25 protein-coding genes, 1 pseudogene and 1 other annotated feature are annotated in these 26,989 nt (G+C 38.5%); of the genes and pseudogenes, 7 read left to right on the forward strand and 19 right to left on the reverse strand.

Going from position 1 to position 26,989, the window contains the following annotated elements; all coding sequences use genetic code 11:
• Positions 1–11 precede the first annotated feature (11 nt).
• Positions 12–596: a TetR/AcrR family transcriptional regulator gene (locus FRX54_RS04660; protein ID WP_146461546.1), complete on the reverse strand. Its 585-nt coding sequence runs from the start codon at positions 594–596 to the stop codon at positions 12–14.
• Positions 597–695: 99 nt separating this feature from the next.
• Between FRX54_RS04660 and FRX54_RS04665 the strand changes: the two genes are divergently transcribed.
• Positions 696–1,319, forward strand: coding sequence for an HXXEE domain-containing protein (locus FRX54_RS04665; protein WP_146461548.1), 624 nt, complete (start codon positions 696–698; stop codon positions 1,317–1,319).
• 45 nt (positions 1,320–1,364) lie between these two features.
• Here the strand turns inward: FRX54_RS04665 and ftsX are convergent, their stop codons facing one another.
• The 6 genes from ftsX to FRX54_RS04695 form a co-directional block, all read right to left on the reverse strand.
• Positions 1,365–2,276, reverse strand: coding sequence for a permease-like cell division protein FtsX (gene ftsX, locus FRX54_RS04670; protein WP_146461551.1), 912 nt, complete (start codon positions 2,274–2,276; stop codon positions 1,365–1,367).
• On the reverse strand, positions 2,269–2,961 hold the full coding sequence (gene ftsE / locus FRX54_RS04675) for a cell division ATP-binding protein FtsE (RefSeq protein ID WP_146461553.1): 693 nt from the start codon (positions 2,959–2,961) through the stop codon (positions 2,269–2,271). Before ftsE ends, ftsX begins: the two co-directional genes overlap by 8 nt.
• Positions 2,962–2,973: 12 nt before the next feature.
• A protein-coding gene (gene prfB, locus FRX54_RS04680) for a peptide chain release factor 2 (protein ID WP_146461555.1) occupies positions 2,974–4,069 on the reverse strand; the annotation gives its coding sequence in 2 pieces (ribosomal slippage) (positions 2,974–3,996 and positions 3,998–4,069; 1,095 coding nt in all).
• Positions 4,070–4,117: 48 nt separating this feature from the next.
• Entirely contained in the window at positions 4,118–5,242 is a 1,125-nt protein-coding gene (gene queG, locus FRX54_RS04685; RefSeq protein ID WP_146461557.1) for a tRNA epoxyqueuosine(34) reductase QueG, read from the reverse strand.
• Between the two features lie 103 nt (positions 5,243–5,345).
• Entirely contained in the window at positions 5,346–8,030 is a 2,685-nt protein-coding gene (locus FRX54_RS04690) for a cation-translocating P-type ATPase (RefSeq protein ID WP_146461559.1), read from the reverse strand.
• A 215-nt stretch (positions 8,031–8,245) separates the two neighbouring features.
• Complete coding sequence (locus FRX54_RS04695; RefSeq protein WP_261379636.1) at positions 8,246–8,632, reverse strand: DUF1934 domain-containing protein; 387 nt, start codon at positions 8,630–8,632, stop codon at positions 8,246–8,248.
• An 84-nt stretch (positions 8,633–8,716) separates the two neighbouring features.
• Between FRX54_RS04695 and FRX54_RS04700 the strand changes: the two genes are divergently transcribed.
• The 5 genes from FRX54_RS04700 to FRX54_RS04720 all read left to right on the forward strand — a co-directional run bounded on the left by FRX54_RS04700 (position 8,717) and on the right by FRX54_RS04720 (position 14,585).
• Entirely contained in the window at positions 8,717–10,003 is a 1,287-nt protein-coding gene (locus tag FRX54_RS04700; RefSeq protein ID WP_146461561.1) for an HD domain-containing protein, read from the forward strand.
• 83 nt (positions 10,004–10,086) lie between these two features.
• A complete protein-coding gene (yidA, locus tag FRX54_RS04705) occupies positions 10,087–10,896 on the forward strand; it encodes a sugar-phosphatase (protein ID WP_146461682.1) in 810 nt (269 codons plus the stop codon).
• 1 nt (position 10,897) lies between these two features.
• On the forward strand, positions 10,898–12,115 hold the full coding sequence (locus tag FRX54_RS04710) for an aminoacyltransferase (protein WP_146461563.1): 1,218 nt from the start codon (positions 10,898–10,900) through the stop codon (positions 12,113–12,115).
• Complete coding sequence (locus FRX54_RS04715) at positions 12,115–13,350, forward strand: aminoacyltransferase (protein ID WP_146461565.1); 1,236 nt, start codon at positions 12,115–12,117, stop codon at positions 13,348–13,350. Before FRX54_RS04710 ends, FRX54_RS04715 begins: the two co-directional genes overlap by 1 nt.
• A 5-nt stretch (positions 13,351–13,355) precedes the next feature.
• Positions 13,356–14,585, forward strand: coding sequence for an aminoacyltransferase (locus FRX54_RS04720; protein ID WP_146461567.1), 1,230 nt, complete (start codon positions 13,356–13,358; stop codon positions 14,583–14,585).
• A gap of 31 nt (positions 14,586–14,616) precedes the next feature.
• On the opposite strand, the gene tpiA is transcribed toward FRX54_RS04720, so the two are convergent.
• The 8 genes from tpiA to FRX54_RS04760 form a co-directional block, all read right to left on the reverse strand.
• Positions 14,617–15,375, reverse strand: coding sequence for a triose-phosphate isomerase (tpiA, locus tag FRX54_RS04725; RefSeq protein ID WP_146461569.1), 759 nt, complete (start codon positions 15,373–15,375; stop codon positions 14,617–14,619).
• Between the two features lie 94 nt (positions 15,376–15,469).
• Positions 15,470–16,135: an amino acid ABC transporter permease gene (locus FRX54_RS04730; RefSeq protein ID WP_146461571.1), complete on the reverse strand. Its 666-nt coding sequence runs from the start codon at positions 16,133–16,135 to the stop codon at positions 15,470–15,472.
• 10 nt (positions 16,136–16,145) lie between these two features.
• Entirely contained in the window at positions 16,146–17,612 is a 1,467-nt protein-coding gene (locus tag FRX54_RS04735; RefSeq protein ID WP_398586834.1) for an amidase, read from the reverse strand.
• A 92-nt stretch (positions 17,613–17,704) separates the two neighbouring features.
• The gene (gene rplT, locus FRX54_RS04740) at positions 17,705–18,064 is read right to left on the reverse strand and encodes a 50S ribosomal protein L20 (RefSeq protein WP_146461572.1); all 360 of its coding nucleotides are present in this window, start codon (positions 18,062–18,064) and stop codon (positions 17,705–17,707) included.
• 48 nt (positions 18,065–18,112) lie between these two features.
• Positions 18,113–18,313: a 50S ribosomal protein L35 gene (gene rpmI, locus FRX54_RS04745; RefSeq protein WP_003025048.1), complete on the reverse strand. Its 201-nt coding sequence runs from the start codon at positions 18,311–18,313 to the stop codon at positions 18,113–18,115.
• A 36-nt stretch (positions 18,314–18,349) separates the two neighbouring features.
• On the reverse strand, positions 18,350–18,880 hold the full coding sequence (gene infC, locus FRX54_RS04750; protein ID WP_146461575.1) for a translation initiation factor IF-3: 531 nt from the start codon (positions 18,878–18,880) through the stop codon (positions 18,350–18,352).
• 14 nt (positions 18,881–18,894) lie between these two features.
• Positions 18,895–19,021, reverse strand: a sequence feature (ribosomal protein L20 leader region).
• Positions 19,022–19,044: 23 nt separating this feature from the next.
• Entirely contained in the window at positions 19,045–19,725 is a 681-nt protein-coding gene (gene cmk / locus FRX54_RS04755) for a (d)CMP kinase (RefSeq protein ID WP_146461579.1), read from the reverse strand.
• A gap of 8 nt (positions 19,726–19,733) precedes the next feature.
• A complete protein-coding gene (locus FRX54_RS04760) occupies positions 19,734–20,324 on the reverse strand; it encodes an SAG1386/EF1546 family surface-associated protein (protein WP_146461582.1) in 591 nt (196 codons plus the stop codon).
• Between the two features lie 42 nt (positions 20,325–20,366).
• On the opposite strand from FRX54_RS04760, the gene FRX54_RS04765 reads away from it, so the two are divergent.
• The gene (locus tag FRX54_RS04765) at positions 20,367–20,561 is read left to right on the forward strand and encodes a ferredoxin (RefSeq protein WP_146461585.1); all 195 of its coding nucleotides are present in this window, start codon (positions 20,367–20,369) and stop codon (positions 20,559–20,561) included.
• Here FRX54_RS04765 and FRX54_RS04770 read toward each other — a convergent pair.
• From FRX54_RS04770 to purB, 4 genes and pseudogenes are all read right to left on the reverse strand, one after another.
• Positions 20,551–21,036 carry an EbsA family protein gene (locus FRX54_RS04770; RefSeq protein ID WP_146461588.1) on the reverse strand — a complete coding sequence of 162 codons (486 nt, stop codon included), beginning with the start codon at positions 21,034–21,036 and terminating at the stop codon, positions 20,551–20,553. The genes FRX54_RS04765 and FRX54_RS04770 overlap by 11 nt on opposite strands.
• A 27-nt stretch (positions 21,037–21,063) precedes the next feature.
• Entirely contained in the window at positions 21,064–22,314 is a 1,251-nt protein-coding gene (pepT, locus tag FRX54_RS04775; protein ID WP_146461591.1) for a peptidase T, read from the reverse strand.
• Between the two features lie 122 nt (positions 22,315–22,436).
• Positions 22,437–25,517, reverse strand: coding sequence for an SH3 domain-containing protein (locus FRX54_RS04780; protein ID WP_146461594.1), 3,081 nt, complete (start codon positions 25,515–25,517; stop codon positions 22,437–22,439).
• Between the two features lie 156 nt (positions 25,518–25,673).
• Positions 25,674–26,974 (reverse strand): annotated as a pseudogene (gene purB / locus FRX54_RS04785) (adenylosuccinate lyase).
• Positions 26,975–26,989: the final 15 nt, after the last annotated feature.

Below are 26,989 nucleotides of genomic sequence, written 5' to 3' on the forward strand. Positions count from 1 at the left end.
GAAGTGGTTTTTTATTTTTCTTGCGACTTAGCCAAATCTACTAAGGTCATTATGATGGCTTTTCCAATCTTAGAATGAGACAATGTTAATAACTTAAATGGATTGTCTTTCATCTCTTGACTTCCCAAGACAGCCACCAGACCTGTAAATATAAAATTCACTTGTAGCCTTTCTTCTATTGATAAACGCTCCTCACAAATCCCAAAAGCCTTAAACCAAGCATCTTTTAATAAGTCCTTGACCAATTGATTTAAATATAACGAGTCATTTCTAGCATAGAGCATAATGTGTTTAGAAGACGTTAAAAGTGCTTCATCCAGATTTGCAAAATTTTCTTCTTTTTTGAGAGAATCCAATAATAACATAGGAAACTGTTTAGCCACGTCATTGTTAGTTAATTTTAGAAAAATCTTTTGTGCCAAATCATAACTATCGGCATAATGATAGTAAAAAGAATTACGATTAACACCCGACTCTTGCGAGATACGAAGAACCGTTATGTCTGAATAAGGCATTATTTCAAGTAAATCCAAAAAAGCTTTTTCAATTTTTGTGGTTGCCAGGTCATCTTTTTCTGATTTTTTAGGCCTTGCCATCATTATCTCCTTTAATTAGACATTTTGCTTAGCATTGTCTGTTTTATTATAGTTAAAAAACATTTATAATACAACTATCAATCATTTAGGAGAACTTTTATGAAAAAAATCGTAAATAATTGGCATTATCTTTCCGTCTATCTTTCTGGTATCAGTGCGTTAGCCTTCATTTTCCCACTTAATGCTAGTCAAGTTTGTTTAGTAACAGCTATTATTTTTCTCTTTCTACATTTCTTTGAGGAATTTGGTTTCCCAGGTGGCTTTCCTTTAATGGGGATGAAAGTCATGATGAATAGTGATGAGATGGATTATACTAAGTGGAATTGTAATAATCTTAATTCCATGTTTGGAAATTGGAGCTTTCTATTTTTAGTTTACATCCTGCCTTTGCTTTTCCCAAACTTTAGTTTTCTTACTCTGTCTGCCATGCTATTTTTATTTGCCGAAGTTATTATGCACTTTCTTATCTTTCCGATAAAATTGAAAACCATTTATAATGCTGGACTAGTGACAAGTGTTGGCATGGGAATCATCGGTATCTATTATTTTACAACTGTCTTTCAAGCAAACGTATTGACTTGGTTTGACTACGTTCTTGCAGTCGCTTGGTTTATTTTTGTCTTTCTCTTTTCTTTCCGTTCAAAACTTTATTGGCAATTAGGGCAAAAATCTGGCTATGACTTAACTGAACAAACGGCATACGGTGCCAATTTCAAGGCTTAAAATCAACACATCATCAATAATAAAAAAAGCCCTAAGGCTTTTTTATTATTTTTTCAAATAGCGTCCCATAGCTAGTAAAGAACCAAATGAACCAATCACGATACCAAGCAAGGTCAAGCCAAGAATCAAGCTAAGGCTAAACATAGTTGGCGGATAAAGGCTAAGACCTGAAGCTGCCAAACCACCTTGCAAATAATTATAAACAACTTGGTATAAAAAGAAAGTCAATAAAGCTGGCAAAACACTCCCGATTAAGCCAATCCATGCTCCTTCAAAGAAAAAGGGACCACGAATGTAAGAATTTTTTGCTCCAACTAAACGCATAATTTCAATATCACGACGACGTGACATGATAGTTATTTTAATCACATTAGAAATTAAAATAATCGCTACCAGCACTAAAATACCTGCGCCAACCAAGCCCCATAAGCGAACCATCTTAGAAATACCTAGTAATTTTTCCGTATCAAGACCGCCATAGTTAACTTCATCAATACCTGAAATGCCTTGAATCTGTTCAGCAATAGACTTGAGCTGGTCTGCTGAATCAACTTCTACCACATAAACATCAGATAAGACATTACCTTCAACGGTATCCCATTCATCACCTAAGGTCGCCTTGAGTTGTTCCAACTGCTCATCCTTACTAGAAAAGGTAACTGATTTAACCCCAGTAAGTGCAGTGATTTGATTGTAAACTTGATGATAGTTAGGATTGGGTTGGGTCTTGCCCTCACCGTCAGTAATATTTTCTTGGGTTTCTGTGGAATCAACTGCTAGATAGGCATTGATGGTTAGGTTATTTTGCACACCTGTTGCCAAGCGTTCCACATTGAGTAAGACTGCTAAGAAAAGTCCAACTAGGGTTAAGGTTACTGCCACTGAAGTGGTAGCAAAAAAGGTTGACCAGCCATTACGCTTCAAACTTTTCAAGGATTCAAATAAACTTTTAATCATGATAACCGTAATCTCCTTCCTCTTGATCACGGACAATGCGGCCTTCTTCAAGGGCAATAACCCGATGACGCATGGTATTAACAATCTGACTATTGTGAGTTGCCATAATCACGGTTGTGCCATGAAGATTGATTTTTTCTAGCAACTTCATGATTTCCCAAGCGATTTCTGGATCCAAGTTACCTGTTGGCTCATCGGCAATCAGAACTTTAGGGTTATTGACAATGGCGCGTGCAATCGCCACACGTTGTTGCTCACCACCCGATAACTGCCTTGGAAAAGAGCGTTGTTTATGTTTCAAACCGACCATTTCAAGCACCTCAGGGACTCGCTTTTTAATTTCCTTGCGACTCTTACCAATAACTTCCATGGCAAACGCAACATTTTCATAAACTGTTTTTTGAGATAGTAACTTATAATCTTGAAACACAACACCTAGACTGCGACGTAATACAGGGATTTCTTTTTTCTTCATCTTGGTCAAATCAAAACGAGCCACACGCAAACGCCCCTTAGTCACTTTTTCTTCCCGATAAAGCAGTTTTAAGAGTGTTGATTTTCCTGCTCCTGATGGGCCAACGAGATAAACAAATTCACCCAAACCAATGGTCAAATCCAAACCTCGCAAAACGGTATTGGCACGACTGTATTTTTTCGTCACGCCTTTCATTTCAATAATTGCCATTTATTTTCCTTTCTATTCCATTCGCCATTTCAAATAGCTATCAATAAAACCATCCAAATCACCGTCCATGACCTTATCTACTTGAGCCACTTCAAAACTAGTGCGATGATCCTTAACCATGGTATAAGGCGTAAAGACATAGGAACGAATTTGACTTCCCCAAGTAATTTCTTTTTTATCACCTTTAAGAGCGTTCACTTCTTGAGCTTTTTTCTCTTGTTCAAGTTGATAGAGTTTGGCCTGCAACATTTTCATGGCACGGTCACGATTACCATACTGGGTACGGTCAACAGTTGAAGCTACAACAATTCCTGTTGGAATATGGGTTAAACGCACACCTGTTGATACCTTGTTGACATTCTGACCTCCAGCACCACCTGAGCGAAAGGTATCCATTTTTACCTCATCATCACGGATTTCCACCTCAATCGTATCATCCAATTCTGGCATGACCTCAACCGAGGCAAATGAGGTATGACGACGCTTGGCTGAATCAAAAGGCGAAATTCTTACCAAGCGATGCACACCCATTTCAGACTTGAGTAAACCATAAGCATTTGGCCCTTCAAACGATAGGGTAACACTCTTGATCCCTGCTTCATCACCAGCTTGATAATCTAAAACATCGACCTTGAAACCTTTGGCATTACCAAAACGAGTGTACATCCTTAACAACATATCACCCCAGTCTTGAGCCTCAGTTCCTCCAGAACCTGGATGAATCTCCAAAATAGCATTGTTACTATCGTAAGGTTCTGATAACAAAAGGGTCATTTCATAGCTGGTCATTATCTGTTCTAATTGCATCAACTGATCACTCAACTCTTCTAGCAGACTCTCGTCTTCTGCCACCAACTCCTGTAACACCATCACATCATCCAGTAAACTAGCCATGTCATGATAAGTCTGATAGGTCTGTTTTAGACCATTTAGTTCTTGTGACACCTTTTGAGCAGCTAAATTGTCATTCCAAAAATCTGGTGCTGACATTTGATTTTCTAGCTGAGCAATGTCTTCTTCCAAAGCCTCTAAGTCAAAGAGACCTCCCAAAGCTAGCTAGCTTTTCTTCGTAGGCTTGTATTTTTTGGCGAATTTCTGCCATATCCATCTTTCTTACCTCGCTAAATTAAAGTCTATTTATTGTACCATATTTGGCCTAAACCTGCCATTTTTTGAGCAAGAGCGCACGTTCCGTCATGATGTCTTGATTGTCCGAGGATACTTCTAAAATTACCTCAATCAAATCTGGACTTGGTTTTTTGACAATCTCTCCCAAAGCCCAAATAGCTGTCGCTGCATGAATGGGATTTTGCTTTTTCTCAATAATTTCTAGCAATTTAATAATAGCAGAGCGGTCATGAGCATTGGCAAGGGCAATAATGGCATTACGTTGCAAAATATTTTTCCCCCGCCAAGCACCTGCAATCATACCAAATTTTTCCTTGAAAGTCTTGTTACTCAACTCCAAAAAGGGAATCAATTCAGGGTGGGCAATGTCAGGATCTATATCACTGGCCAAGGGATTGTTAATACCTTTATTATAAGGGCAGCAAATCTGACAAATGTCACAACCGTAAATAACCGTCTTGATTTTCTTACGAAATTCCAAGTCCATCATGCCCTTGTCCTGCGTTTGAAAACTTAAACAACGCTTGGCATTCATCGTGCCATCACCATTCAAACAAGAGGTCGGACAGGCATCCAAACAACGCCTACAATCCCCACAATCATAATCAACAGGCTGATCGGGTTCAATTTCCAAATTGGTAATCAATTCGCCCAAATACATGTAAGAACCATATTCTTTGGAAATGACCAGTCCATTTTTACCAATAAAGCCAATTCCCGCCCGTCTAGCCACTGCCGTATCTACCAAAGCTCCTGTATCCACCATCGCCTTATGTTCTAAGGGGAAGTCTGCACACAACTCCTCAATACCAGCAGCCAAACGTTTTAACTTATCCTGTAATACATGATGATAGTCCAACCCCCAACTATTGGGCGTGAACTTACCACGCTTATAATCCGATTTTTGTGGGGCAATAGGAAGTTTATTAGGATAAGCTACTGCAATCGAAATAATCGTTTTGGCACTTTCCAAAGATAATTTAGGATCCAACCGTTCTTCAATATTCTTATGTTCAAAACCAGAATTCGTACCATTTTCATAGGCCATACGGAGTGATTTTTCTAAATAAGAAAAATCATCTGCCGTCGTAAAACCAATTTTTGAAATGCCAATTTCCTTAGCTAAACGTTGAATTTCTTCCTTGATGTTCATACTATCTATCTTAAAGGAAAAAAGTAGAAGTTTCAAGACGTGATAGCTATTTTTAATAAGAAAAACCCTCGGCAAATGTGTCCGAGAGTTTCTTTTTTAATGCCTAAATCGCATTTTTATCCAAACCAACTTTACGTTGATAAAACTTAACCAATTCAACAATCACAATCATCATAGAACCAGCAACTAAGACAACTAACCATTGTGTCAAACTTAAAGTCGTCACATGGAAGTAGTTCTTAAAGCCTGGAATCACAAGAGTAGCTGCCAAAAGAAGTCCTGCGATAACAATTGACCAGTTGAAGAGACGGTTCTTGAATGGACCAACAGTTAAGATTGATTGGTAAACAGACTTAACATTGTAAGCGTGGAAGAGCTGGATAGAACCAAGAGTTGCGTAAGCCATTGTCAAGGCATCGGCATGGATTTCTTGATAACTGCTATGTTCAGGGAATTTCAAGGCAAAAGCGTACACACCAAGCACAAGAATGGTTTGCAAGATACCTTGATACAAGATTGACATCATGACACCACCTGAGAAGAAGCTTGACTTACGTCCACGAGGTTTATGACTCATGACACCAGGTTCTGCCGGCTCAACCCCAAGGGCAATAGCTGGTAGGGTATCTGTTACCAAGTTAATCCACAACAAATGAACTGGTGCCAAGACATCCCAACCAAATAGTGTTGCAAAGAAGATGGTGAATACTTCTGCCATGTTAGCTGACAAGAGGTATTGAATGGTTTTTTGAATGTTAGAGAAGACTTTACGTCCTTCTTCAACTGCCACGATAATCGTTGCAAAGTTATCATCAGCAAGAACCATATCTGAAGCACCTTTTGATACTTCTGTTCCTGTAATCCCCATACCGATACCAATATCCGCGGTTTTCAGAGACGGCGCATCATTAACACCGTCACCTGTCATGGCAACAATCTTACCATCATTTTGCCATGCCTTAACAATACGTACCTTATGTTCCGGTGACACACGCGCATAAACAGAATACTGTTTGAAGACTTTTTGGAATTCCTCATCTGTCAAATCGTTCAATTCGGCACCAGTAAAGACATGATCTTCCTTATCATTTGGATCAATGATCCCCAAACGTTTAGCAATCGCTTCTGCCGTATCTTGATGGTCACCTGTAATCATAATTGGGCGAATGCCTGCTTCTTTAGCGACACGAACAGCTTCTGCAGCTTCTGGACGCTCAGGGTCAATCATACCAACCAAGCCAGCAAAGACCAGGTCATTTTCAACGATACTTGTTTCAAGTGTTGGTACACTATCCACATACTTGTAAGCCATCATCAAGACACGAAGGGCTTGTTTGGCCATTGATTTATTGATAGCTAGGATAGCTTCTTTATCTTCTGCTGTAATCTCACGAACTTGACCGTTTGATTCGATGTGACGAACACGTTTCAACAACTGGTCAGGAGCACCCTTAACTGCAACAAAGAATTTATTGTCTGACTGCTTATGGATGGTTGACATCAATTTACGGGTTGAGTCAAATGGTAATTCAGCAACACGTGGTTCATCTTTTAAAATGTCACGCACATCAAAATTATGATCTAGACCAAATTGAACCAAGGCAGTTTCTGTAGGGTCACCGATTAACTTGCCATTTGGATCAACCTTGGTATCATTAGCAAAGTTCATCACACGCAAGGTGTTGTTATCAAGAGCTAAGTTAGCACTTGATGGCAATAATTCACCATTAGTATAGATTTTTTCAACTGTCATCTGATTCATGGTTAAGGTACCCGTTTTATCAGAAGCAATAATTTCTGTTGCCCCAAGGGTTTCAACTGCCGGCAATTTACGAATAATCGCATTGCGTTTCGCTAAAACTTGTGTACCAAGTGACAAGACCACAGTGACGATAGCTGGCAGACCTTCTGGAATAGCTGCTACAGCAAGGGCAACCGCAGTCAATAAACTTTTAAGGGGAGCTGTTCCTTGGACAAAGACCCCAACTGCAAACGTCACAACAGCAATACCAAGCACCAAATAGGTCAAGATTTTAGAAAGCTGATGAAGATTTTGTTTCAATGGTGTATCGGTTTCATCGGCATTTTGCAACATAGTCGCAATATGACCAACCTCAGTAAACATACCTGTATTGGTAACTACACCAATCCCACGACCATAGGTGACGTTAGAGTTTTGGTAGGCCATGTTAACACGGTCGCCAACACCAGCATCGTCTGCAATAATAGCTTCATGGAATTTATCAACCGGAACAGATTCACCAGTCAATGCCGCTTCTTCAATCTTCAATGAATTTGATTCCAACAAACGCATGTCAGCAGGAACAACATCCCCTGCCTCTAACATTACCACATCTCCTGGCACCAATTTTTTAGAATCCACTTCAACAACATGACCATCACGACGGACACGGGCAAGAGGACTCGACATTGATTTAAGGGCATTGATCGCTTCTTCCGCCTTACCTTCTTGGTAAACACCAAAAGCAGCATTCAAAATAACCACAGCCATGATGATAACTGAGTCAGCCCATTCCTCACCATGTGAGGCAATTAAAGAAAGAACCGCCGCTGCAATCAAAATGATGATCATCAAATCCTTGAATTGATCAAGGAATTTAGCCAAGAAGGAACGTTTTTCTCCTTCTGCCAACTCATTACGACCATATTCTTCTAAGCGTTTTTGTGCTTCAGCATTGGTCAAACCGTCCTTGGTTACCCCCAAGGATTTTAAAACATCGTCTTGATGTTTCGTATAAAACAATTCTTTATTTTGCTCTTTAGACAAAATAAAACTCCTCTCTAGCGATCTTTTTCATAAGAAAAAGACCTGTTTGTTTTCTAAACAAGTCTTGCTGTTTAAGACAAGGCCGGAAATTTCTTTCGGCTTGACGACCTTGTCACGGTAATACCGTCGCTACTCCCTTGATCTCCTTTTTATTTTACACGAAAAAAAGAGATTTCACAAGAATTTTACGCTCATTTCCTTAAATAAACTAAGAACTAGCTCCAGCTAATCTGTAACGTGTAAGAGGCAAAGACCTGGTGTGCTTCTTCATTTGGTAATAAATCATAGGTCACACGCAAACTGTTCTCAGATCGGTCAAAAGACTTGGTTAGGGTCACCAGTTGTTGTAACCCCATTGGCGTAGGAACACTTGCTAAAGCATAGGCACCATTTACAAATCGCATAATGGTATTTGGTTGACCAAAGCGTGTCATAACCATTTCTTGATTCTGGCATTTAATCACCACTTTTTCTGCGTCTTCATTTTGGTAAATCAGATATAGCCAATCATTTTTTTCAGTCACGGTCACGTCATGCTCCTCATGAATCATTTCGATTTGACCATCCAAATCAATCTTATTTTTTATCTCAATCTTCATCATCGTCCCCTTCTTTTAGTTCATTTTATCAAGATTTTAACCATCTTTCAAGCCTAGAATAAAGGCATTTTTTGGTATAATAAAAATATGAAAGAAAAAATATTTAGAGACCCCATCCACAATCAAATTGTGGTCGATCATCCTGTTGTCTATGATCTAATTAACACACCAGAATTTCAGCGTTTAAGACGAATTAAACAACTTGGCACCACTGGGTTTACCTTTCACGGTGGGGAACATAGCCGCTTTTCTCATTGCCTTGGTGTCTATCATTTAGCAAGACAAGTGACACGCACCTTTAGTGAAAATTATGCTGAGCATTGGCAGGCAGACGACAACCTGTTGACAATGGTCGCTGCTCTTCTTCATGATCTTGGTCATGGCCCCTATTCACACACTTTTGAGGGACTTTTTGCTACCGATCATGAACAATTTACTCAGGAAATCATCACTAGTCCGACCACAGCAATCAACCAAATCTTAACCAAGGTAGCACCCGATTTTCCTGATAAGGTTGCTAGTGTGATCAATCATACCTATCCAAATAAACAAGTCATTCAACTCATCTCTAGTCAGATTGACTGTGATCGTATGGATTATCTTCTTCGTGATTCCTATATGACAGGTGTTCAATACGGTCAATTTGATTTAGCCAGGATTTTAAGTAGCCTACGACCTCTCGATTCTGGTCTTGTTTTTACCAAAGGTGGCTACCATGCCGTTGAAGATTATCTTATTAGTCGCTACCAAATGTACATGCAGGTCTATTTCCACCCAGCCAGTCGTGCTATGGAGGTTTTGTTAAAAAATCTACTGAAACGAGCTCAGGTGCTCTACCCTACACACCAAAATTTTTTCCGTAAAGAATCACCCAAACTCATTCCATTTTTTGATAAAACTTATACGCTTAAAGACTACCTTAAATTAGATGACAGTATTCTCAACACCTATATTCAAGCCTGGATGGACTCCACCGACCCTATCTTGTCTGATTTGTCGCAACGTTTTATCAATCGCAGAGTTCTAAAATCGGTAACCTTTGCTGAAAAAGACGAACCAGTCATCCAACAACTACGACAAGAAATCGCTGCTATTGGCTTTGATCCTGCTTATTATACTGCCATCAATAGTAGTTTTGACCTTCCCTATGACATTTATCGCCCAGAAAGTAACAAACCAAGAACCCAGATTGACATCTTACAAGATGATAACAGCCTACTGGAGTTATCACAGGAATCACCCTTGGTGGCTAGTTTAATGGGGACGGTTCATGGTGATCGTCGGTTTTACTTTCCAAAAGAAATGCTTTTTGCAGAAGACCTCTTTGCTAGCCATAAAGAGAGATTTTTACAACTGTTAGCTTCATTAAACTAGACAGTTAGCTGCCAAGCATGACAAATGATGATAATTTTAGTAAGATAGTAGTTGGAATTTTTATCAATATTAAAGGAAATATTATGTCAGTCAAACTTATCGCCGTTGACATTGACGGCACGCTACTTACTAGCCAACGACAAATCACACCTGAGGTGTTTCAGACGGTTCAAGAAGCAAAAGCTGCTGGTATCAAGGTTGTCATTACTACTGGCAGACCCATTGCTGGTGTCACCAACCTCTTAGAAGAACTTCATTTAACTGAGGCAGGTGATTATGTGATTACATTTAATGGTGCCTTGGTGCAAGATGTCGCTAGTGGACAAGACTTGGTCAAAGAAACCTTGAGCTATCAAGATTACTTGGCTTTAGAATACCTAGCTCGTCAGTTAGGCGTCCACATGCACGCCATTACTAAAGATGGTATCTATACTGCCAATCAAGATATTGGCAAATATACCATTCATGAAGCTCAGTTGGTCAATATGCCTGTTTTTTATCGGACACCTGAAGAGATGAAGGACAAGGAAATTGTCAAAATCATGTTTATTGATGAGCCAGAGCTACTGGATCAAGCCATTTCACAAATCCCAAGTGACTTTTATGAGCAATATACCTTGGTCAAATCGCAACCTTTCTATCTTGAAGTGGTGGCTAAAACAGTCAGCAAGGGAAACGCCATTATCCATTTAGCAGAACAATTAGGTTTTGATATGACTGAAACCATGGCGATTGGCGATGAGGAAAATGATCGTGCCATGCTAGAAGTCGTTGCTCATCCTGTTGTTATGGAAAATGGCAATCCAGAAATCAAGAAAATTGCCAAACACATTACCAAATCAAACGATGAGTCAGGCGTTGCTTACGCCATTAGAAAGTGGGCACTAAAATAATATGTTCAGCTATAAAATTGGAATTTCCCAAGACGAACACGATACCTTCGTCCAAAATCATCCCCAAGCCAATCTACTTCAAAGTTCAAAATGGGCTAAGATTAAGGACAATTGGGGCAATCAACGAGTGGGCTTTTATCGCAATCAAGAACTGGTTGCTTCTGCCTCGATTCTAATTAGAAAACTTCCTCTTGGTTTTACCATGCTCTATATTCCAAGAGGACCAATTATGGATTATAATGATGAAGAATTGGTTAGTTTTGTTTTCAAATCCCTAAAAGCATTTGGACGCAAACAACGGGCTATTTTTATCAAATTTGATCCCAATCTTCATTTACGAACCAATCAAATTGGGCAAGATCCTCAAGAAAAAACCGATGCTCAAAAGCAAATCGCCTTATTGCAAGCCAAGGGAGCTCAATGGACTGGTTTAACCACCGACATCTCAGATAACATTCAACCTCGTTTCCAAGCCAATCTCTATGCTGACCATTATGATTTAGCGGATTTCCATAAAAAAACAAAGCAAATCATTCGTGTGGCACAAAACAAGGGAGTGACAATTCAATTTGGTCATCTCAATTTGGTAGAAGATTTTACTGAATTGATGAAAAAAACGGAAACTCGCAAACAAATCCATTTGCGTAACAAGGATTATTACACTAAACTCCTTGAAACCTATGGTGAACAAGCCTATATCACCATGGCTTTTCTCAATCTTACTGAAAAACAAGAACAGTTCAGTTCAGAATTGGCTAAGGCTCAGGCAACCTTTGCTGAATTTACCGAAAACACTCACAAAAACAAGGTCAAAAATACTCAAAATGAAATCAATCGTCTGCAAAAAGAACTTGATTTTATTCAAACAGAACTTGAAAAAGGACGTTCAATGGTTCCGCTTGCAGCAACCTTGTCATTGAATTTTGGACCAACATCTGAAAATCTTTATGCTGGAATGGATGAGATTTTCCGTAGCTACAATGCTCCCCTACTGACTTGGCATCAAACGGCTCAACACGCCTTTGACATGGGCATCACTTGGCAGAATATGGGGGGTGTGGAAAATGACCTCTCTGGTGGCCTATATAACTTTAAATCAAAACTAAATCCAACCATTGAAGAATTTATCGGCGAGTTCAATTTACCAATCAATCCTGTTCTCTATCGACTCTTCATGTTGGCCTACGCTGGACGTAAAAAATTAAGGAAGAAAAACTAATGACGCTAAAAACTCTCAGTAAAGAGCAATTTCTAGACCATGTTAGTCAAGTTAAGGAAAAATCCTTTCTTCAAAGCTCTGAAATGGCAGATTTGCTAACGAAACGAGGCTACAACACCAGTTTTATTGGTTTAGAAAAAAAAGGGAAAATTGTGGTATCTGCTCTTCTTTACAGTCTTCCAATGACTGGTGGACTACACTTAGAAATCAATGGCGGCCCTGTCTGCAACGTAACGGATGATTTACCAGAATTTTATCAAGAACTTAAAAATTACGCTAAACAACAAGGGGCTTTAGAATTAGTTGTTAAACCCTATCAAACTTATCAAACCTTTGACAGCCAAGGTCAAGCAACTAGCCAAGAGCATACTGAGTTTATTCAACAATTAACTGATTTGGGTTATACTCATGATGGCTTAAAAACAGGTTATCCTGGAGGAGAACCTGACTGGCATTATGTCAAAGATTTAACAGCTCTTACGACAGAAAATCTAACAGCTTCTTTTAGTAAAAAAGGACGACCACTAATTAAGAAAGCTAATAGTTTTGGAATTAAAATTCGTCCACTTAAACGTGAAGAACTGCAAATCTTCAAAGATATTACTGCTTCGACGTCTGATCGACGTGAATATACTGATAAATCTTTGGACTATTATCAAGATTTCTATGATAGTTTCAAGGAAAACTGTGAATTTATGGTAGCCAGCCTCAATTTTCAAGATTATCAAGATAATCTCAATCTAGAAGCTACAGAAATTCAAACTAGGTTAGAACGCATCGAACAAGAACTAAGTCAAAATCCTGATTCTGCTAAGAAGAAAAAAGAACGACAACAAGTCATCAAACAAGTGGATACCCTAGCCATTCGTCAACAAGAAGCCCAAGACTTCATTGATAAGTATGGTGACCAAGATGTTATCATGGCAGCCAGTCTGTTTATCTACACTCCTCAAGAAACCGTCTATCTTTTTAGCGGTTCTTATACAGAATTCAACAAATTTTATGCCCCAGCAGTCCTACAAGAATATGTGATGCTGGAAAGTTTGAAACGAAACATCTCTTTCTACAATTTCCTAGGGATTACAGGGGAATTTGACCATTCAGACGGTGTCCTTCGTTTCAAACAAAATTTTAATGGCCACATTGTTCGTAAAATGGGAACCTTCCGATACTATCCAAATCCTTACAAATACAAGCTCATTCAGCTTGTCAAACGACTACTCAATAGAAAGTAATTGTCATGTATTTAGAACTGCTCACACCTCAGCAATTTGACCAGTTTCATCAAACGGTAACTGAAGCCAATTTTGAACAAAATAGCCAAATGATGTCTTTGTTAGAAAAGCGAGGCTATCAAGTAAAAGCTATTGGCTTATTTGATAACAAACAAACGATTCAAGTAGCTGCTATTTTATTTGGCTTACCGGTTGCTGGTGGCTTGCGTATGGAGATCCATTATGGGCCTATTTATAAGGAAAAAGAATTTCTTCTTCCTTTTCTCAATCAACTAAAACTATTTGCCAAAAAAGAAGGCATTATTGAATTAGAAATCAAACCCTATGATACCTATCAATATTTTGATGACCAAGGTCAGCCATTAGAAACAGCAAACGATGATTTGGTGGAGCTTTATCAAAAAGCTGGTTATCACTACGGTGGACTCACTAAGGGATTTGAAACCAGTGATTGGCACTATATTAAAAATTTAAATGGGCTAACACCTGACACGCTTCTCAAATCCTTCAGCAAAAAAGGACGACCACTCGTTAAAAAAGCACAAACCTTCGGCATTAAACTACGAGCCCTCAACCGTGAAGAACTGCCACTTTTTAAGGAAATTGTTGATACGACTTCTGATCGACGTGGTTATGTCGCTAAAAGTCTTGATTATTATGAATATTTTTATGATGGCTTTGGCTCCAATTGTGAATTTATGGTCGCTAGTCTTAACTTTCAAGATTATTTAGCCAATTTCCAAGAAGATCAAGACACACTGCAAAAGAAAATTAAAAAATTAGAAAATGATTTGCTCACAAATCCTAATTCTGAGAAAAAACAAAACCAATTGCGTGAGTTAAAAAGTCAATTTGATACCTTTACTGTCCGAAAAAAAGAAGCTGCTGACTTTATTGACAAATATGGCAACCAAGATGTTCTCCTAGCTGGTAGTCTTTTTGTCTATACGCCACAAGAGTCTATCTACCTCTTTAGTGGCTCTTATACCGAATTCAATAAATTTTATGCACCTGCCCTTTTACAAGAATATGTCATGCTCCAAAGTATCAAGCGTGGTATCACCCGCTACAATTTACTCGGTTTTTCTGGAGATTTTTCAGGTGAGGACGGTGTCCTTCGTTTCAAACAAAATTTCAACGGTCACATTGAACGTAAACCTGGAAGTTTTTACTACTACCCTCGTCCCTTGAAATACAAGTTTATCCAAATGATTAAAAAAGTTTTGAAACGCTAAAAAAAGAACTGGTTATCCAGTTCTTTTTTAATTACTTAACTGCTGCCAATAATTCAAGGAAGCTAGCTGGTTCAAGTGATGCACCACCTACAAGAGCACCGTCAACATCTGGACAAGCCATGTACTCAGCGATGTTAGCAGGGTTTACTGAACCACCGTATTGAACACGAACCTTGTCAGCCACTTCTTGACCAAAATCAGCTGCAACCACATCACGTACTGCTTTACACATTGTTTGTGCATCATCCTTCGTAGCTGATTTACCCGTACCGATAGCCCAAATTGGCTCATAAGCAATCACTGATGCTGCAACTTGCTCTGCTGTCAAACCTTTAAGGGCTGCTGATACTTGAGCACCAACAAATTCTACCGCTTTACCAGCTTCATAGGTTTCAAGCGACTCACCACAACAGATGATTGGTGTCAAGTCATTACGGAAAATCGCCCGAGCTTTTTTATTGATGTCTTCATCTGTTTCATGGAAATAATCACGACGCTCTGAATGACCGATGATTACATAATCTGCACCAAGATCAGCCAAAACTTTTGGACTTGTTTCACCAGTGAACGCACCAGCATCTTCAAAATAACAGTTTTGAGCAGCAACTTTCAATTGACTACCCATTGCTTGGAATTTAACACCGTTAAGCAAAACAGCTGAAGCTCCGATAACAGATTCTACCACTTCTTCTGATGGCAATTTATCTTTCACTTCTTCTACAAAAGCCATAGCTTCTTGAACATTCTTGTTCATTTTCCAGTTACCAGCAATAATTGGTTTACGTGACATTTCACATACCTCTTCTATTTTTATTTACATTCTCTATTCTATCATAAATTTAACAGACTTGAAAGTTTTTTCTCAAACTCTAGGTGATGAGATACTAAGTACGATCTAATTTTAATCGTTTTTCTAAAATGCCTTGACCACATTCTAATAAGAAACTCAAAGACCAGTAAATGATAGCGACTAAGATATACATAGACATATAATCCCATTTGGAACCACCGATAATCTTGGCATTTTGAAAAATATCAGGTACCGTAATCATGGCGACCAAGGAAGAACTCTTAACCATATCAATCATCACATTTCCCAACGGAGGGATGGCAATACGAATGGCTTGAGGAAGGATAATATAGCGAATCACTTTGGCTTTTGGTAAACCTAGGGCTGTTGCGGCCTCCCATTGACCTTTATTAACTGCACTAATCGCAGAGCGAAAAATTTCAGATATATAAGCAGAAGAAACCACGCTAAAACCAATCAAAGAACAAGTCAAAGCAGATAATTGAATATTGTAATAGGGTAACCCAAAATAGAGAACAAATAAAACCACAATCATGGGCACTCCTCGCATGATTGAAACAAATATACGAGCTGGCCATGACCAGTAAGCTTTATCTGACAAGCGCATCAAAGCAATGAAACAACCTAGGATTAAACCACAAATAAAACCAAGACCTGCAATTCCTAGAGTATAAGGTAAGCCACTAATGACAAAACTGAAACTGTCTATCATCAAGGGGATATCAATAAATTTCGTCATCTATTTCTCCCTATTTTATCTCATTACTATAACGTAAAAGCTCTCGATCCTCTAACAACTGGGCTAACGCCAAAAGTAAGTCTTCTCTTCCCTTAGCAGCAGTAACCTGCACACCCAAAGGCAAACCTGAAGCTGTTCGATAAACTGGCAGACTAATTGACGGTTGTCCTGTAATATTTGCCAGCTGGTTAAATGGCGTTAAGGCTAAACTAGGAGCAAACATCTCGACAATCAACTCTTCCTGTTGTTTTTGATTATAGTCAGTAATATGGTTCAAAGATTCTATTAAACTTTCTGATAAATCTAACTGATTATGCTTAGGAGCCACATCAGCCGTTGCTGGGGAAATAATTAGATCATATTCTTGATGAAACTCTTCCATCAAATAAGTATAGCGATCCCAAAGCTGAATCAGCTTACTATAATCTTTGGCTTTAACCCCTTTACCTGTTTGATAAATCGCCCACGTCATCAATTCCATATCAGACTTGGTCACTGAACGCCCTAATAACATTTCAATATCATCGAACATAGCTGCCGTTTCAACACTATTCATGACATAATAACTGCTAATGGCTTCAAGCCCATCAACTGGAAGATTATCCAGTTCTATTACGTCGTGACCTTGAGTAGCTAAAAAATGGGCTAGTTTATCAACTGCCTTTTTGGCAGAATCTGACACTGAGCTATAAACAGGTGAGTTTTTCTGTACGGCAATTTTTAAACCTTTAGGGAATGAACTGTTCAGACTGTCTTGACTAAGAAGTGGTAAAGGAAAGGGACTATCTAATTGACAAACTTGTAAGCCAGCCAATAAACGCTTGGTATCTCTCACTGACTTGGTTAAAGCAAAATTAACAGACAAACCTTGCCAACCACGAAAAGATGATGGGCCAACAGGAATACGACCTCGACTGGTTTTCAAACCAATCAAGCCATTAAAAGACGCTGGAATCCTAATCGACCCACCACCGTCACTAGCACCTGCCAAAGACACTATACCAGAAGCCACTGCTGCCCCAGCACCACCACTAGAACCACCTGAATTGCGTGACAAATCCATAGGCAAATTAACTCGGCCATTAAATTGACTGTCACTGATATTCTTAAAACCAAATTCAGGTGTATTGGTACGACCCAGAATCACGAAACCTAGATTTTCCAATCTTTTGACGTAGTTATCCGATAGTTTAGCACGGTAATTCACAAATAATTTAGACCCTGAACTAGATGGCTCTTCCACCTGTTCCTGACCCAAATCCTTCAACAAAATAGGAACACCCGCAAATGCTTTATTCGTGAAATCTCGAGTTTCTGCTTCAAATAAAGCCTTCTCATAACGTTTACTCGTCACAGCATTAAGGCTTGGATTCAATTTTTCTATTTTATCAATCGAATACTCAACCAATTCTCTGGGTGATATTTCCTTTAATCTGACTTTTTCTGCCAAACCTGTCGCGTCCATTTTTTCCAACATAGCTACCCTCCTTACAGTTTTCATTGTCTATTATAACCTAAAAAATACAAATAAAAAAGAAGCTAGACGAGTTAGCTTCTTTTAGACTTAGATTATTTACCAAATTTTGCTTTAGCAGCTTCTGCAAGAGCTGTGAAAGCTGCTGCATCATTAACTGCCAAATCAGCAAGCATTTTACGGTTTACTTCGATTTCAGCCAATTTCAAACCATGCATCAATTGTGAGTATGACAAACCGTTCATACGAGCAGCCGCATTGATACGAGTGATCCAAAGTTTACGGAAATCACGTTTCTTTTGACGGCGATCACGGTAAGCATAGTAGTAAGAGTTCATTACTTGTTCTTTCGCTGTGCGGAACAAGATATGCTTAGCTCCGTAATAACCTTTAGCTAATTTTAAAATACGTTTACGACGTTTGCGTGATACAACGCCACCTTTAACACGTGCCATTTATTGTTTCCTCCAAAAATTCTGTTAATCTACTTCTTAGCGACTATCTTATTTAAGACCAGTCAACATTGCTTTAATACGTTTGAAATCTCCTGAATGCACCATAGCTGCTTTACGAAGATGACGACGTTGTTTCTTAGTTTTTCCGTGGAAACGGTGAGAAGTGTATGCACGGAAGCGTTTAAGACCGCCTGAACCTGTACGTTTGAAACGTTTAGCTGATGCACGGTGTGTTTTTTGTTTTGGCATGATAAATTTCTCCTTTTGATAAACTACGGGTTTCCCCTATTTCTTTTCAGGAATTGGTGCAAGCTGCATGAACATCTGACGACCATCCATCTTTGCACGTTGCTCGATGATGGCAATGTCTTGTGTAGCTTCAGCAAAGTCTGCCAAGACCTTAGCTCCAATTTCCTTATGTGTAATCATTCGTCCTCTAAAACGAATAGATACCTTGACCTTATGCCCCTTTTCAATGAACTTACGACCATTTCTAAGTTTGGTTTCAAAATCTCCCTTGTCAATAACAGGACTCAGACGAACCTCTTTGACCGTTACAACGCTTTGTTTTTTACGTTGTTCCTTTTGTTTCTTTTGATATTCAAACTTGAATTTGCCATAATCCATGATTTTAGCAACAGGTGGTGTTGCTTGAGGTTGAATTAAAACCAAATCAACATTCGCATTATCAGCCAAAGCTTGCGCCTCTGATAGTGGTTTAATTCCTAATTGTTCTCCCTCAAGACCGATGAGACGAACTTCGCGGACACGAATTTCATCGTTAATGAACAAATCCTTTTTAGCTATGTTCTTCACCTCTTTACTTTTTTAGAGAAAAACAAATGCGGACCTATCACTAAGTCCGCACTACATCTTGTATTTCATCACTGAAACTTGACATGTAGAGCCAGACAACGTTAGTCGCAAGGCGAGAAGTTCTCACTTCTGCTTTTCTCATTATCACTATAATATCACAAGTATCATGATCTGTCAATAATTTCAGTTACTTTTTCTAAAATAAATGCAACAACACCATCAATTGATACACCAGTGGTATCAAAAGTAATGGCATCATCTGCCGCTTTCAAAGGAGAAACCTTACGGTGACTATCTTTATAATCACGATCTGCAATAGCTTGTTTCAAACGCTCTAAGTCTGCTTCAATGCCTTTGGCTTGGTTTTCCTTGTAACGTCGTTCTGCTCTCTCTTCAACTGAAGCATTTAAAAATATTTTCAATTCAGCATTTGGTAAAACCACTGTCCCAATATCACGACCATCCATGATGATAGCACCTGTTTTTGCAATGCGTTGTTGTTCTTTAACCAACTTTTCTCGAATTTCAGGCAGAGCTGCCACCCATGACACATTAGCGGTCACATCATTTTGACGAATGGCATCTGTAACATTTTGTTCTCCCAAAAAGACAAGTTGGCTTCCATCTTCTGCTAAAGAAAAGGAAATAGGATATTGATCAACTAGCTTAACTAAATCCTCTACCTGTTCTTCTGACAATTTATTTTTCAAGGCCAAATAAGTCACGGAACGATACATGGCACCAGTATCAAGATAGGTGTAACCTAATTTATCTGCAACAATTTTGGCAACGGTACTTTTTCCGCTTGAAGCTGGTCCGTCTATTGCAATATTTATCTGTTTCATTGTCACCACTAATTTACATAAACGACATCACCAGGATTAGCATACCAGTAACCACGAGTCATGTGACTTGGATTAAGTGCTTCTAGTTGAGCAACTGAAATACCTGCACGAGCAGCAATTGAGCCTGCACCCTCACCAGCTAAAACAGTAATGGTTTGCGTTGCAACTTCCGATGAGCTCACATAATACTCTTCAACTTGACTTTCTGCAACGTATTCTTGACTATAATAATCTACTTCACTTTCGATTTCACTACTTGATTCTTGCGAACTAGAGCTTGACTTAGTCTTTTTAGAACTACTTGTTGTTTCTGACGTACTTGATGAGCTTGAAGAAGTTACTTCAGTAGATGATGATTTAGATAAGCTTTCGCTTGAAGCTGATGACGCTCCATAAAAACCTTGCGTAGCTTTGGCTTCATCACTACCACCATTTGACGTATAAAAAACGATAAATAAAATCGCAACGACAATGAAGAAAAAGATACTAAGTAAAATAGTCAAAATTGGCGTGCTAATCAAAGCTCCCTTTTTTGAACGTGCGACTTTATCGACTTTCTTCTCATCAACTTTTTGTTCCCACGGTTTTTTCACTACCATGTCCCCCTTGTTATTTTTTAAAATTCATATTACAATAATACTATGAAAGTATCACTAATTCCAGAAAAATGTATCGCATGTGGCCTTTGCCAAACTTATTCTGATGTTTTTGACTACCATGACGATGGCATTGTCAAATTTGCCCATACTGACGAATTACGTCAAGAGTTGCCAGATGATGCTAATACTCTCTTGGCTGTTAAGTCTTGTCCAACCAAAGCACTGATCATTGATTAAGTGCTTTTTTATCATTCTTATAAAGCTCAAAGTAATCTAGACTGATAAAGTTATCTAGTAGTTCAACCTCCCCTTGAAAATCTTCTTGGAGTGCCAAATCATCTAAAAAATACTTTTTAGGCCATTTACGCATACTAAAACAGCGTTTTTTTTGATTTTTGAAAATCAAGGTCAAGGTTGATTTGGTCACTTGAATTTTTTCAATATCTGCAATCGCTACCCGATAAGGTCTAAAAAGATTGAGTGAAACAATCCTTAGATAAGCACCTTCTATCACAAAATAACGATGAAACCCTAGACCAACCAAAACCACAAACAAAGTAAATAAAATAAAAATGTTGCGTGGTATCCTAGTATGTTCATAAACCAAGGCCAAACTAAGAAAAATCGGTGTAATGGCAATTGACCAATAACTAATGAACCAAGACAATTCCGGCTGCCAATGATACCTATTTTTACCAAATAGTGTAATCATGTCGAACCCTCCTTAATCTTTATTTTATCACACTTTTTTCGACTTTTCTACTCTTGTCAAATCAAAACTCGCAATTCCAACAATCACTTGAACGGCCTGCAGCATGGTTTCTAAACTAACAAACTCAAATCGTCCATGCATATTCTCTCCACCAGCAAAAATATTGGGAGTCGGAATTCCCATAAAAGATATTTTAGAGCCATCTGTTCCACCACGAATTGGCTCAATAACTGGCTCAATCGCTAAATCTTCCATCACTGCCTTAGCTAGATGTACCGGTGTCATATCTTTTTCAATCACTTGACGCATGTTATAATACTGATCCTTTAATTCAACCAAGACCCGTTCACTACCTAACTGATCATTCATCTCTTTTGCCAAAGCTAACATTAAAGCCTTACGTTCTTCAAAAATAGTGGCATCAAAATCACGAATGATATAAGAACTATGACTCTCTTCCACATTACCTGATAAATCCATGAGATGATAAAATCCTTCGTAGCCTTCTGTCAATTCTGGTCGATCACTAGCTGGTAATTTTTCATGAAAATCAATAGCTAATTGTAACGCATTGATCATACTTCCTTTAGCTGTTCCTGGATGAACATTGCGTCCTAAAAAAGTTACTTGAGCTGCAGCAGCACTAAAGGTTTCATACTGTAATTCACCTAAAGGACCACCATCAACCGTATAAGCAAAATCAACATCAAAATCTGCCACATCAAACTTATCTGCCCCAATACCAATTTCTTCGTCTGGACCAAAACCAACACGAATTTCACCGTGGGGAATCTCGGGATGAGCTTGTAGATAAGCCATTGCTGTCATAATTTCAGCAATACCAGATTTATCATCACTACCCAATAAGGTTGTTCCATCTGTTGTGATTAACGTTTGTCCTAAATAATTAGCTAAATTAGGAAATTCTACTTGGTCAAGAGTATAACCACTCTCACCAAGAGCAATTGCTGTCCCATCATAGTTTTCAATAACTTGCGGCTTCACACCCTCAGCATTAAAGTCAGCTGTGTCTATATGGGCAATAAAGCCGATTTTATACTTAAAATCTGATGAATTAGCAGGTAAAGTTCCAACAATATAGCCATTACTCTCCAGATAATGAACATTAACCAAGCCGATTTTTTCCATTTCAGGCTTTAAAACATGTAAGGCAAAATCAACCTGACTTTGAGTAGAAGGCGTTGTTTGGCTCTCAGGATTGCTCCTAGTATTATAACTGACATAGGTTAAAAAACGGTTTAATAATTCTTCTTTCATTAACAACCTCCATTTATCACTATTCCTATTATATAGCAAATCTTCTAGAAAAGATATGAAAAGTTACGTTTATTTCAACACAAAAAAGAAGTCTAATCACTAGACTTCTTTTATTTGGTCCATTACAATCTATCTGTAATTTTCACAAATGGTTTACCAATTCCCACAATATCAGACGCAAATTTACTTTGTTGCGTGAAGATATTGCTCAACGAATGCCAACCATTTAAGCTAGGTGTGTATGGGTCACGAACATAAGTTTTACCATTATCATAGCCTGCTAAGACTAACTCATGACTCAAACTACCATAAACACGAACAAATGGCGAGCCTTGAACTGCTGCTAATACATAATGACCTTCTTTCAAAGCTTCTTCAATGTCAGCTTGTGTTTTCAAAGGTGTTGCATCCATATTCCATTTTTCAGCAGCCGAGATGATACCTGTTGCATTCGTACCTTGTTCTAACTTATTGAAAGATATCGTTTCGTTATAAAGATAGTCTGCCACTGTTGTTGGTTTAATGTCTTCACCTATCAAGCCTGAAAACACCATACTCAAAACTGTTGGCACACAACCTGTCGCATCCATATTAAATAAGCCATATCGCTTACTTGCCCAACGTGCATCACGTTGTGAGTAATACGGTGCATCAAAGTTAGTACGCTTCACTTCTTGACTAACTGCAGAAAGGAAAGTCATTGTATCAGCCTTATTTTGGTAAAGATGGATTTGATAACGACCAGTACCAACATGATTGCTAGCATCAAATTTGCCTTCAGCTACCCCATTAGTCATCTTCAAATCATACCAACGAATATCATCTTGGCTATTTTCTTCTGACCAAACTGCCATTTTAACAGTTCCTTTATTAGCGTCAACATTATCAATATTCACTTTATAAACGCCAGTTCCTTGATAGCTAATACGTGTTGTATAACCATTCTCTGTCTTAACCGTTTCTTTCTTTTCAGAAACAGATTCCATTTTTGGTAAAGCATTTTCTGAACTTGATGTAGTATCAACTGCTGCTTTTTCCACCACTGGAGTACTTATTTGGTCAGTTTTCTCTACTGGTACATAACGGCGATTACCGCTATAAGAAACATAACTCAACCAGTTGTACCCTTCTGATGAGACTACCTTATCATAGTTAACTGTTTGACCAACTTCATAATAAGCTAAATTATCACTTGACAACTTCGCTTCATTTTTCACTCCTGTGCGTGTTGTGAACTCGTAAGTGCCACTTGATGATAGACTACTTGATGTCGATTTAGTTGTTTCTACCTTACTTGTTTCAGCCTTAACTGGCGTTGTTGTGTTTGAAGAACTTGTTGAAGTTATCTTCTCTACTGGTACATAACGGCGATTGCCACTATAAGAAACATAGCTCAACCAGTTGTAGCCATCTGATAAGACTACTTTGTCATAATTAACCTTTTGACCTACTTCATAATATGCCAAATCTTCACTTGACAACTTTGCTTCATTTTTCACACCTGTGCGTGTTGTGAACTCATAAATGCCACTTGATGATAGACTACTTGATGTCGATTTAGCTGTTTCTACCTTACTTGTTTCAGCCTTAACTGGCGTTGTTGTGTTTGAAGAACTTGTTGAAGTTATCTTCTCTACGGGTACATAACGACGATTACCACTGTAAGAAACATAGCTCAACCAGTTATAACCTTCTGACGACACTACCTTATCATAGTTAACCGTCTGACCTACTTCATAATATGCCAAATCTTCACTTGATAGCTTCGCTTCATTTTTAACACCTGTGCGTGTTTTAAATTCATAAGTTCCACTTGATGAGAGATTACTTGCAACTGATTGTGATGTTTCTACCTTAGTGGATTCCGTCTTAACCGGTGTTGTTGAAGAACTTGGTGTCGTGGCAGCAGATGGGGTAGTACTTGATGATGACACTTTCTCTACTGGGACATAGCGACGATTACCACTATAAGAAACGTAGCTCAACCAGTTATAACCTTCTGACGACACTACCTTATCATAGTTAACCGTTTGACCTACTTCATAATATGCCAAATCTTCACTTGATAGCTTCGCTTCATTTTTAACACCTGTGCGTGTTTTAAATTCATAAGTTCCACTTGATGATAGGTTGCTTGATGTCGACTTAGAAGTTGAAGTACTTGACAGCTTAACTGATGTGTTTTGTGATGAGGTCGCTGCTTGACCACTCTGATTATATTTTTGATAGTAATCTAGAATCCCTCCTACAATAGCAGAAGCAACTTGTTGTTGATAATTCTCTGTGACCAAATTAGCACGTTCAACAGGATTAGATAGATAGCCAACTTCAACAAGAACGGCTGGTGCTGTCGTTTCTCTTAGCACTGCAAATGTGTTTCTTTGTACACCACGATCATTTGCTCCTGTTTTAGAAACTGTTGCTGCTTGAATTGATTCAGCTAGGTAGGCGCTACGTTTCAAACGCTCAGTATCAACATGATAACGAGAATTCAGTTGTGATGGATAATTTGAATCTGGTTCATACCAATAAGTTTCGACACCTGCAGTTGACGATGTTGCCGAAGCATTAACATGAATACTAACAAAGATATCTGAATTCGTATCATTAGCATCTGCAGAACGTTCCAACAAACCAACAGACGCAGCTGAGGTTCTTGACGATTCCACAGCATAACCTGCATCTTCTAATTGATTTTTAACTAATTGGTAAATGGATAAGGTTAAATCAGCTTCCTTAGTTCCACTATAAACTGCCCCTGGATCTACACCACCATGACCAGCGTCCAAGTAAACAACCTTATTAGTCACGGCATAATTCCCTTGTGACGCAGAAGCAGTTTCTTCAACTGTTGTCATCGTTGGAGTCGTGTTTTCACTAGCTGGATTACTAACGATGGTAGGACTTACTGAAGTATCAATGGTCGACTCTTTTTCTACTGCTTCAGAAGTTGTCGTTGATTCAACTTCGCTACTTGTCACAGCTGAGTCACTTTGTGAGCTATCCAATGCCTGAGTACTTGCTTCTACACTTTGTGAAGCTTCGGATTGGACATTCAAGGTTTCTCCACTAGACACCGTTTCTGTGTCAGCTTGAGCAGTGCCTGTAAAAGAGGCAAAAACCACACCGATTAAAACAGATGCCGCACCAAATTTAAATTTTTTAATACTGAACTTTTGGCTAGTTTCTTGACGATTTCTCATTAAAATCTCCTATATTTAAATATTTGTTTGAAATTTTACCAAAAAATAATTACAATTTTTATACAAAGATTTAACATGTTTGTTAAATCAACTTCTACCTATTTATTCGTAATATTTTTCAAATCAACGGTGCCATTTCTAAAAAATTTGACAATATTATTTACTAGTCAAACCCAAACGCTCAAAAATGGCATTGACACGTTTCGTGTAGTAACTCGGATCAAACATGTCATCTAATGTTTGCTGATTTAATAGACTAGTAATCTTGTTATCTGATTTCAATAAATGCTTAAATGACACTTGATGATCCCAAGCGTAAGCAGTCTTGGGTTGGACTAAATCATAGGCTTCCTCTCTAGTCATTCCTTTATCAATCAAGGCTAATAAAACACGCTGACTGTAAATTAAACCAAAAGTTGACTCCATATTACGTTTCATATTATCTGGGAAAACCGTCAAGTTTTTAACAATATTCGCAAAACGATTAAGCATATAGTTGATTAAAATAGTTGTATCTGGAGCGATAATACGTTCAGCTGACGAATGGGAAATATCTCGTTCATGCCACAAAACAACATTTTCATAGGCTGTCATCATGTGACCACGAACAACTCGTGCCAAACCTGTCATGTTTTCCGAACCAATCGGACTACGTTTGTGGGGCATGGCAGAGCTACCTTTTTGTCCCTTAGCAAAAAATTCCTCCACTTCACGTTATTCAGACTTTTGAAGACCTCGAATTTCCGTCGCCATACGCTCAATTGAGGTTGCAATACCTGCTAAAGCAGCAAAATAGTCAGCATGCAAATCACGAGGAAGCACTTGAGTCGAAATGTCTTGTGGTTGAATTCCTAATTTTTGGCAAACATACTCCTCAACAAACATGGGAATATTAGCAAAATTACCCACAGCTCCTGAAATCTTCCCCGCTTCAATCCCTTTGGCCGCTCGTTCAAAACGTGCTTGCTGACGTTTCATCTCACTGTACCAAGTTGCAAGTTTTAGACCAAAAGTTGTTGGTTCCGCATGGACCCATGAGTACGTCCCATCATAATGGTAAATTTATGCTCACGTGCCTTATCTGCAATAATATCAATAAAGTTAATTAAATCTTTACGAATAATGTCATTAGCTTGCTTATAAAGATAACCATAAGCCGTGTCAACGACATCAGTTGATGTTAAACCATAATGAATCCACTTACTTTCTTCTCCCAAACTTTCTGACACAGCTCGTGTAAAAGCAACCACATCATGACGTGTTTCTTCTTCAATTTCTAAAATACGTTTTATATTAAATCTTGCCTTTTGTCTGAGTTGCTTGATATCTTCTTTAGGAATTTCTCCTAATTCTGCCCAAGCTTCTGCCGCTAAAAGTTCAACTTCTAGCCAAGCTTGATATTTATTTTCCTCACTCCAAATCATTTTCATCTCTGAACGAGTATAACGGTCTAACATCTTCTCTTACCTTTC

Source organism: Streptococcus sp. sy004, assembly GCF_007859205.1.
Lineage (GTDB): Bacteria > Bacillota > Bacilli > Lactobacillales > Streptococcaceae > Streptococcus.

What these genes read in the sequence shown, in the direction of transcription:
- FRX54_RS04660 (WP_146461546.1), bottom strand. Translation starts at nt 596, where the DNA reads ATGGCAAGGCCTAAAAAATCAGAAAAAGATGACCTGGCAACCACAAAA.
- FRX54_RS04665 (WP_146461548.1), top strand. Translation starts at nt 696, where the DNA reads ATGAAAAAAATCGTAAATAATTGGCATTATCTTTCCGTCTATCTTTCT.
- ftsX (WP_146461551.1), bottom strand. Translation starts at nt 2,276, where the DNA reads ATGATTAAAAGTTTATTTGAATCCTTGAAAAGTTTGAAGCGTAATGGC.
- ftsE (WP_146461553.1), bottom strand. Translation starts at nt 2,961, where the DNA reads ATGGCAATTATTGAAATGAAAGGCGTGACGAAAAAATACAGTCGTGCC.
- queG (WP_146461557.1), bottom strand. Translation starts at nt 5,242, where the DNA reads ATGAACATCAAGGAAGAAATTCAACGTTTAGCTAAGGAAATTGGCATT.
- FRX54_RS04695 (WP_261379636.1), bottom strand. Translation starts at nt 8,632, where the DNA reads ATGATGAAGATTGAGATAAAAAATAAGATTGATTTGGATGGTCAAATC.
- FRX54_RS04700 (WP_146461561.1), top strand. Translation starts at nt 8,717, where the DNA reads ATGAAAGAAAAAATATTTAGAGACCCCATCCACAATCAAATTGTGGTC.
- yidA (WP_146461682.1), top strand. Translation starts at nt 10,087, where the DNA reads ATGTCAGTCAAACTTATCGCCGTTGACATTGACGGCACGCTACTTACT.
- FRX54_RS04710 (WP_146461563.1), top strand. Translation starts at nt 10,898, where the DNA reads ATGTTCAGCTATAAAATTGGAATTTCCCAAGACGAACACGATACCTTC.
- FRX54_RS04715 (WP_146461565.1), top strand. Translation starts at nt 12,115, where the DNA reads ATGACGCTAAAAACTCTCAGTAAAGAGCAATTTCTAGACCATGTTAGT.
- FRX54_RS04720 (WP_146461567.1), top strand. Translation starts at nt 13,356, where the DNA reads ATGTATTTAGAACTGCTCACACCTCAGCAATTTGACCAGTTTCATCAA.
- tpiA (WP_146461569.1), bottom strand. Translation starts at nt 15,375, where the DNA reads ATGTCACGTAAACCAATTATTGCTGGTAACTGGAAAATGAACAAGAAT.
- FRX54_RS04730 (WP_146461571.1), bottom strand. Translation starts at nt 16,135, where the DNA reads ATGACGAAATTTATTGATATCCCCTTGATGATAGACAGTTTCAGTTTT.
- FRX54_RS04735 (WP_398586834.1), bottom strand. Translation starts at nt 17,612, where the DNA reads ATGTTGGAAAAAATGGACGCGACAGGTTTGGCAGAAAAAGTCAGATTA.
- rplT (WP_146461572.1), bottom strand. Translation starts at nt 18,064, where the DNA reads ATGGCACGTGTTAAAGGTGGCGTTGTATCACGCAAACGTCGTAAACGT.
- rpmI (WP_003025048.1), bottom strand. Translation starts at nt 18,313, where the DNA reads ATGCCAAAACAAAAAACACACCGTGCATCAGCTAAACGTTTCAAACGT.
- cmk (WP_146461579.1), bottom strand. Translation starts at nt 19,725, where the DNA reads ATGAAACAGATAAATATTGCAATAGACGGACCAGCTTCAAGCGGAAAA.
- FRX54_RS04760 (WP_146461582.1), bottom strand. Translation starts at nt 20,324, where the DNA reads ATGGTAGTGAAAAAACCGTGGGAACAAAAAGTTGATGAGAAGAAAGTC.
- FRX54_RS04765 (WP_146461585.1), top strand. Translation starts at nt 20,367, where the DNA reads ATGAAAGTATCACTAATTCCAGAAAAATGTATCGCATGTGGCCTTTGC.
- FRX54_RS04770 (WP_146461588.1), bottom strand. Translation starts at nt 21,036, where the DNA reads ATGATTACACTATTTGGTAAAAATAGGTATCATTGGCAGCCGGAATTG.
- pepT (WP_146461591.1), bottom strand. Translation starts at nt 22,314, where the DNA reads ATGAAAGAAGAATTATTAAACCGTTTTTTAACCTATGTCAGTTATAAT.
- FRX54_RS04780 (WP_146461594.1), bottom strand. Translation starts at nt 25,517, where the DNA reads ATGAGAAATCGTCAAGAAACTAGCCAAAAGTTCAGTATTAAAAAATTT.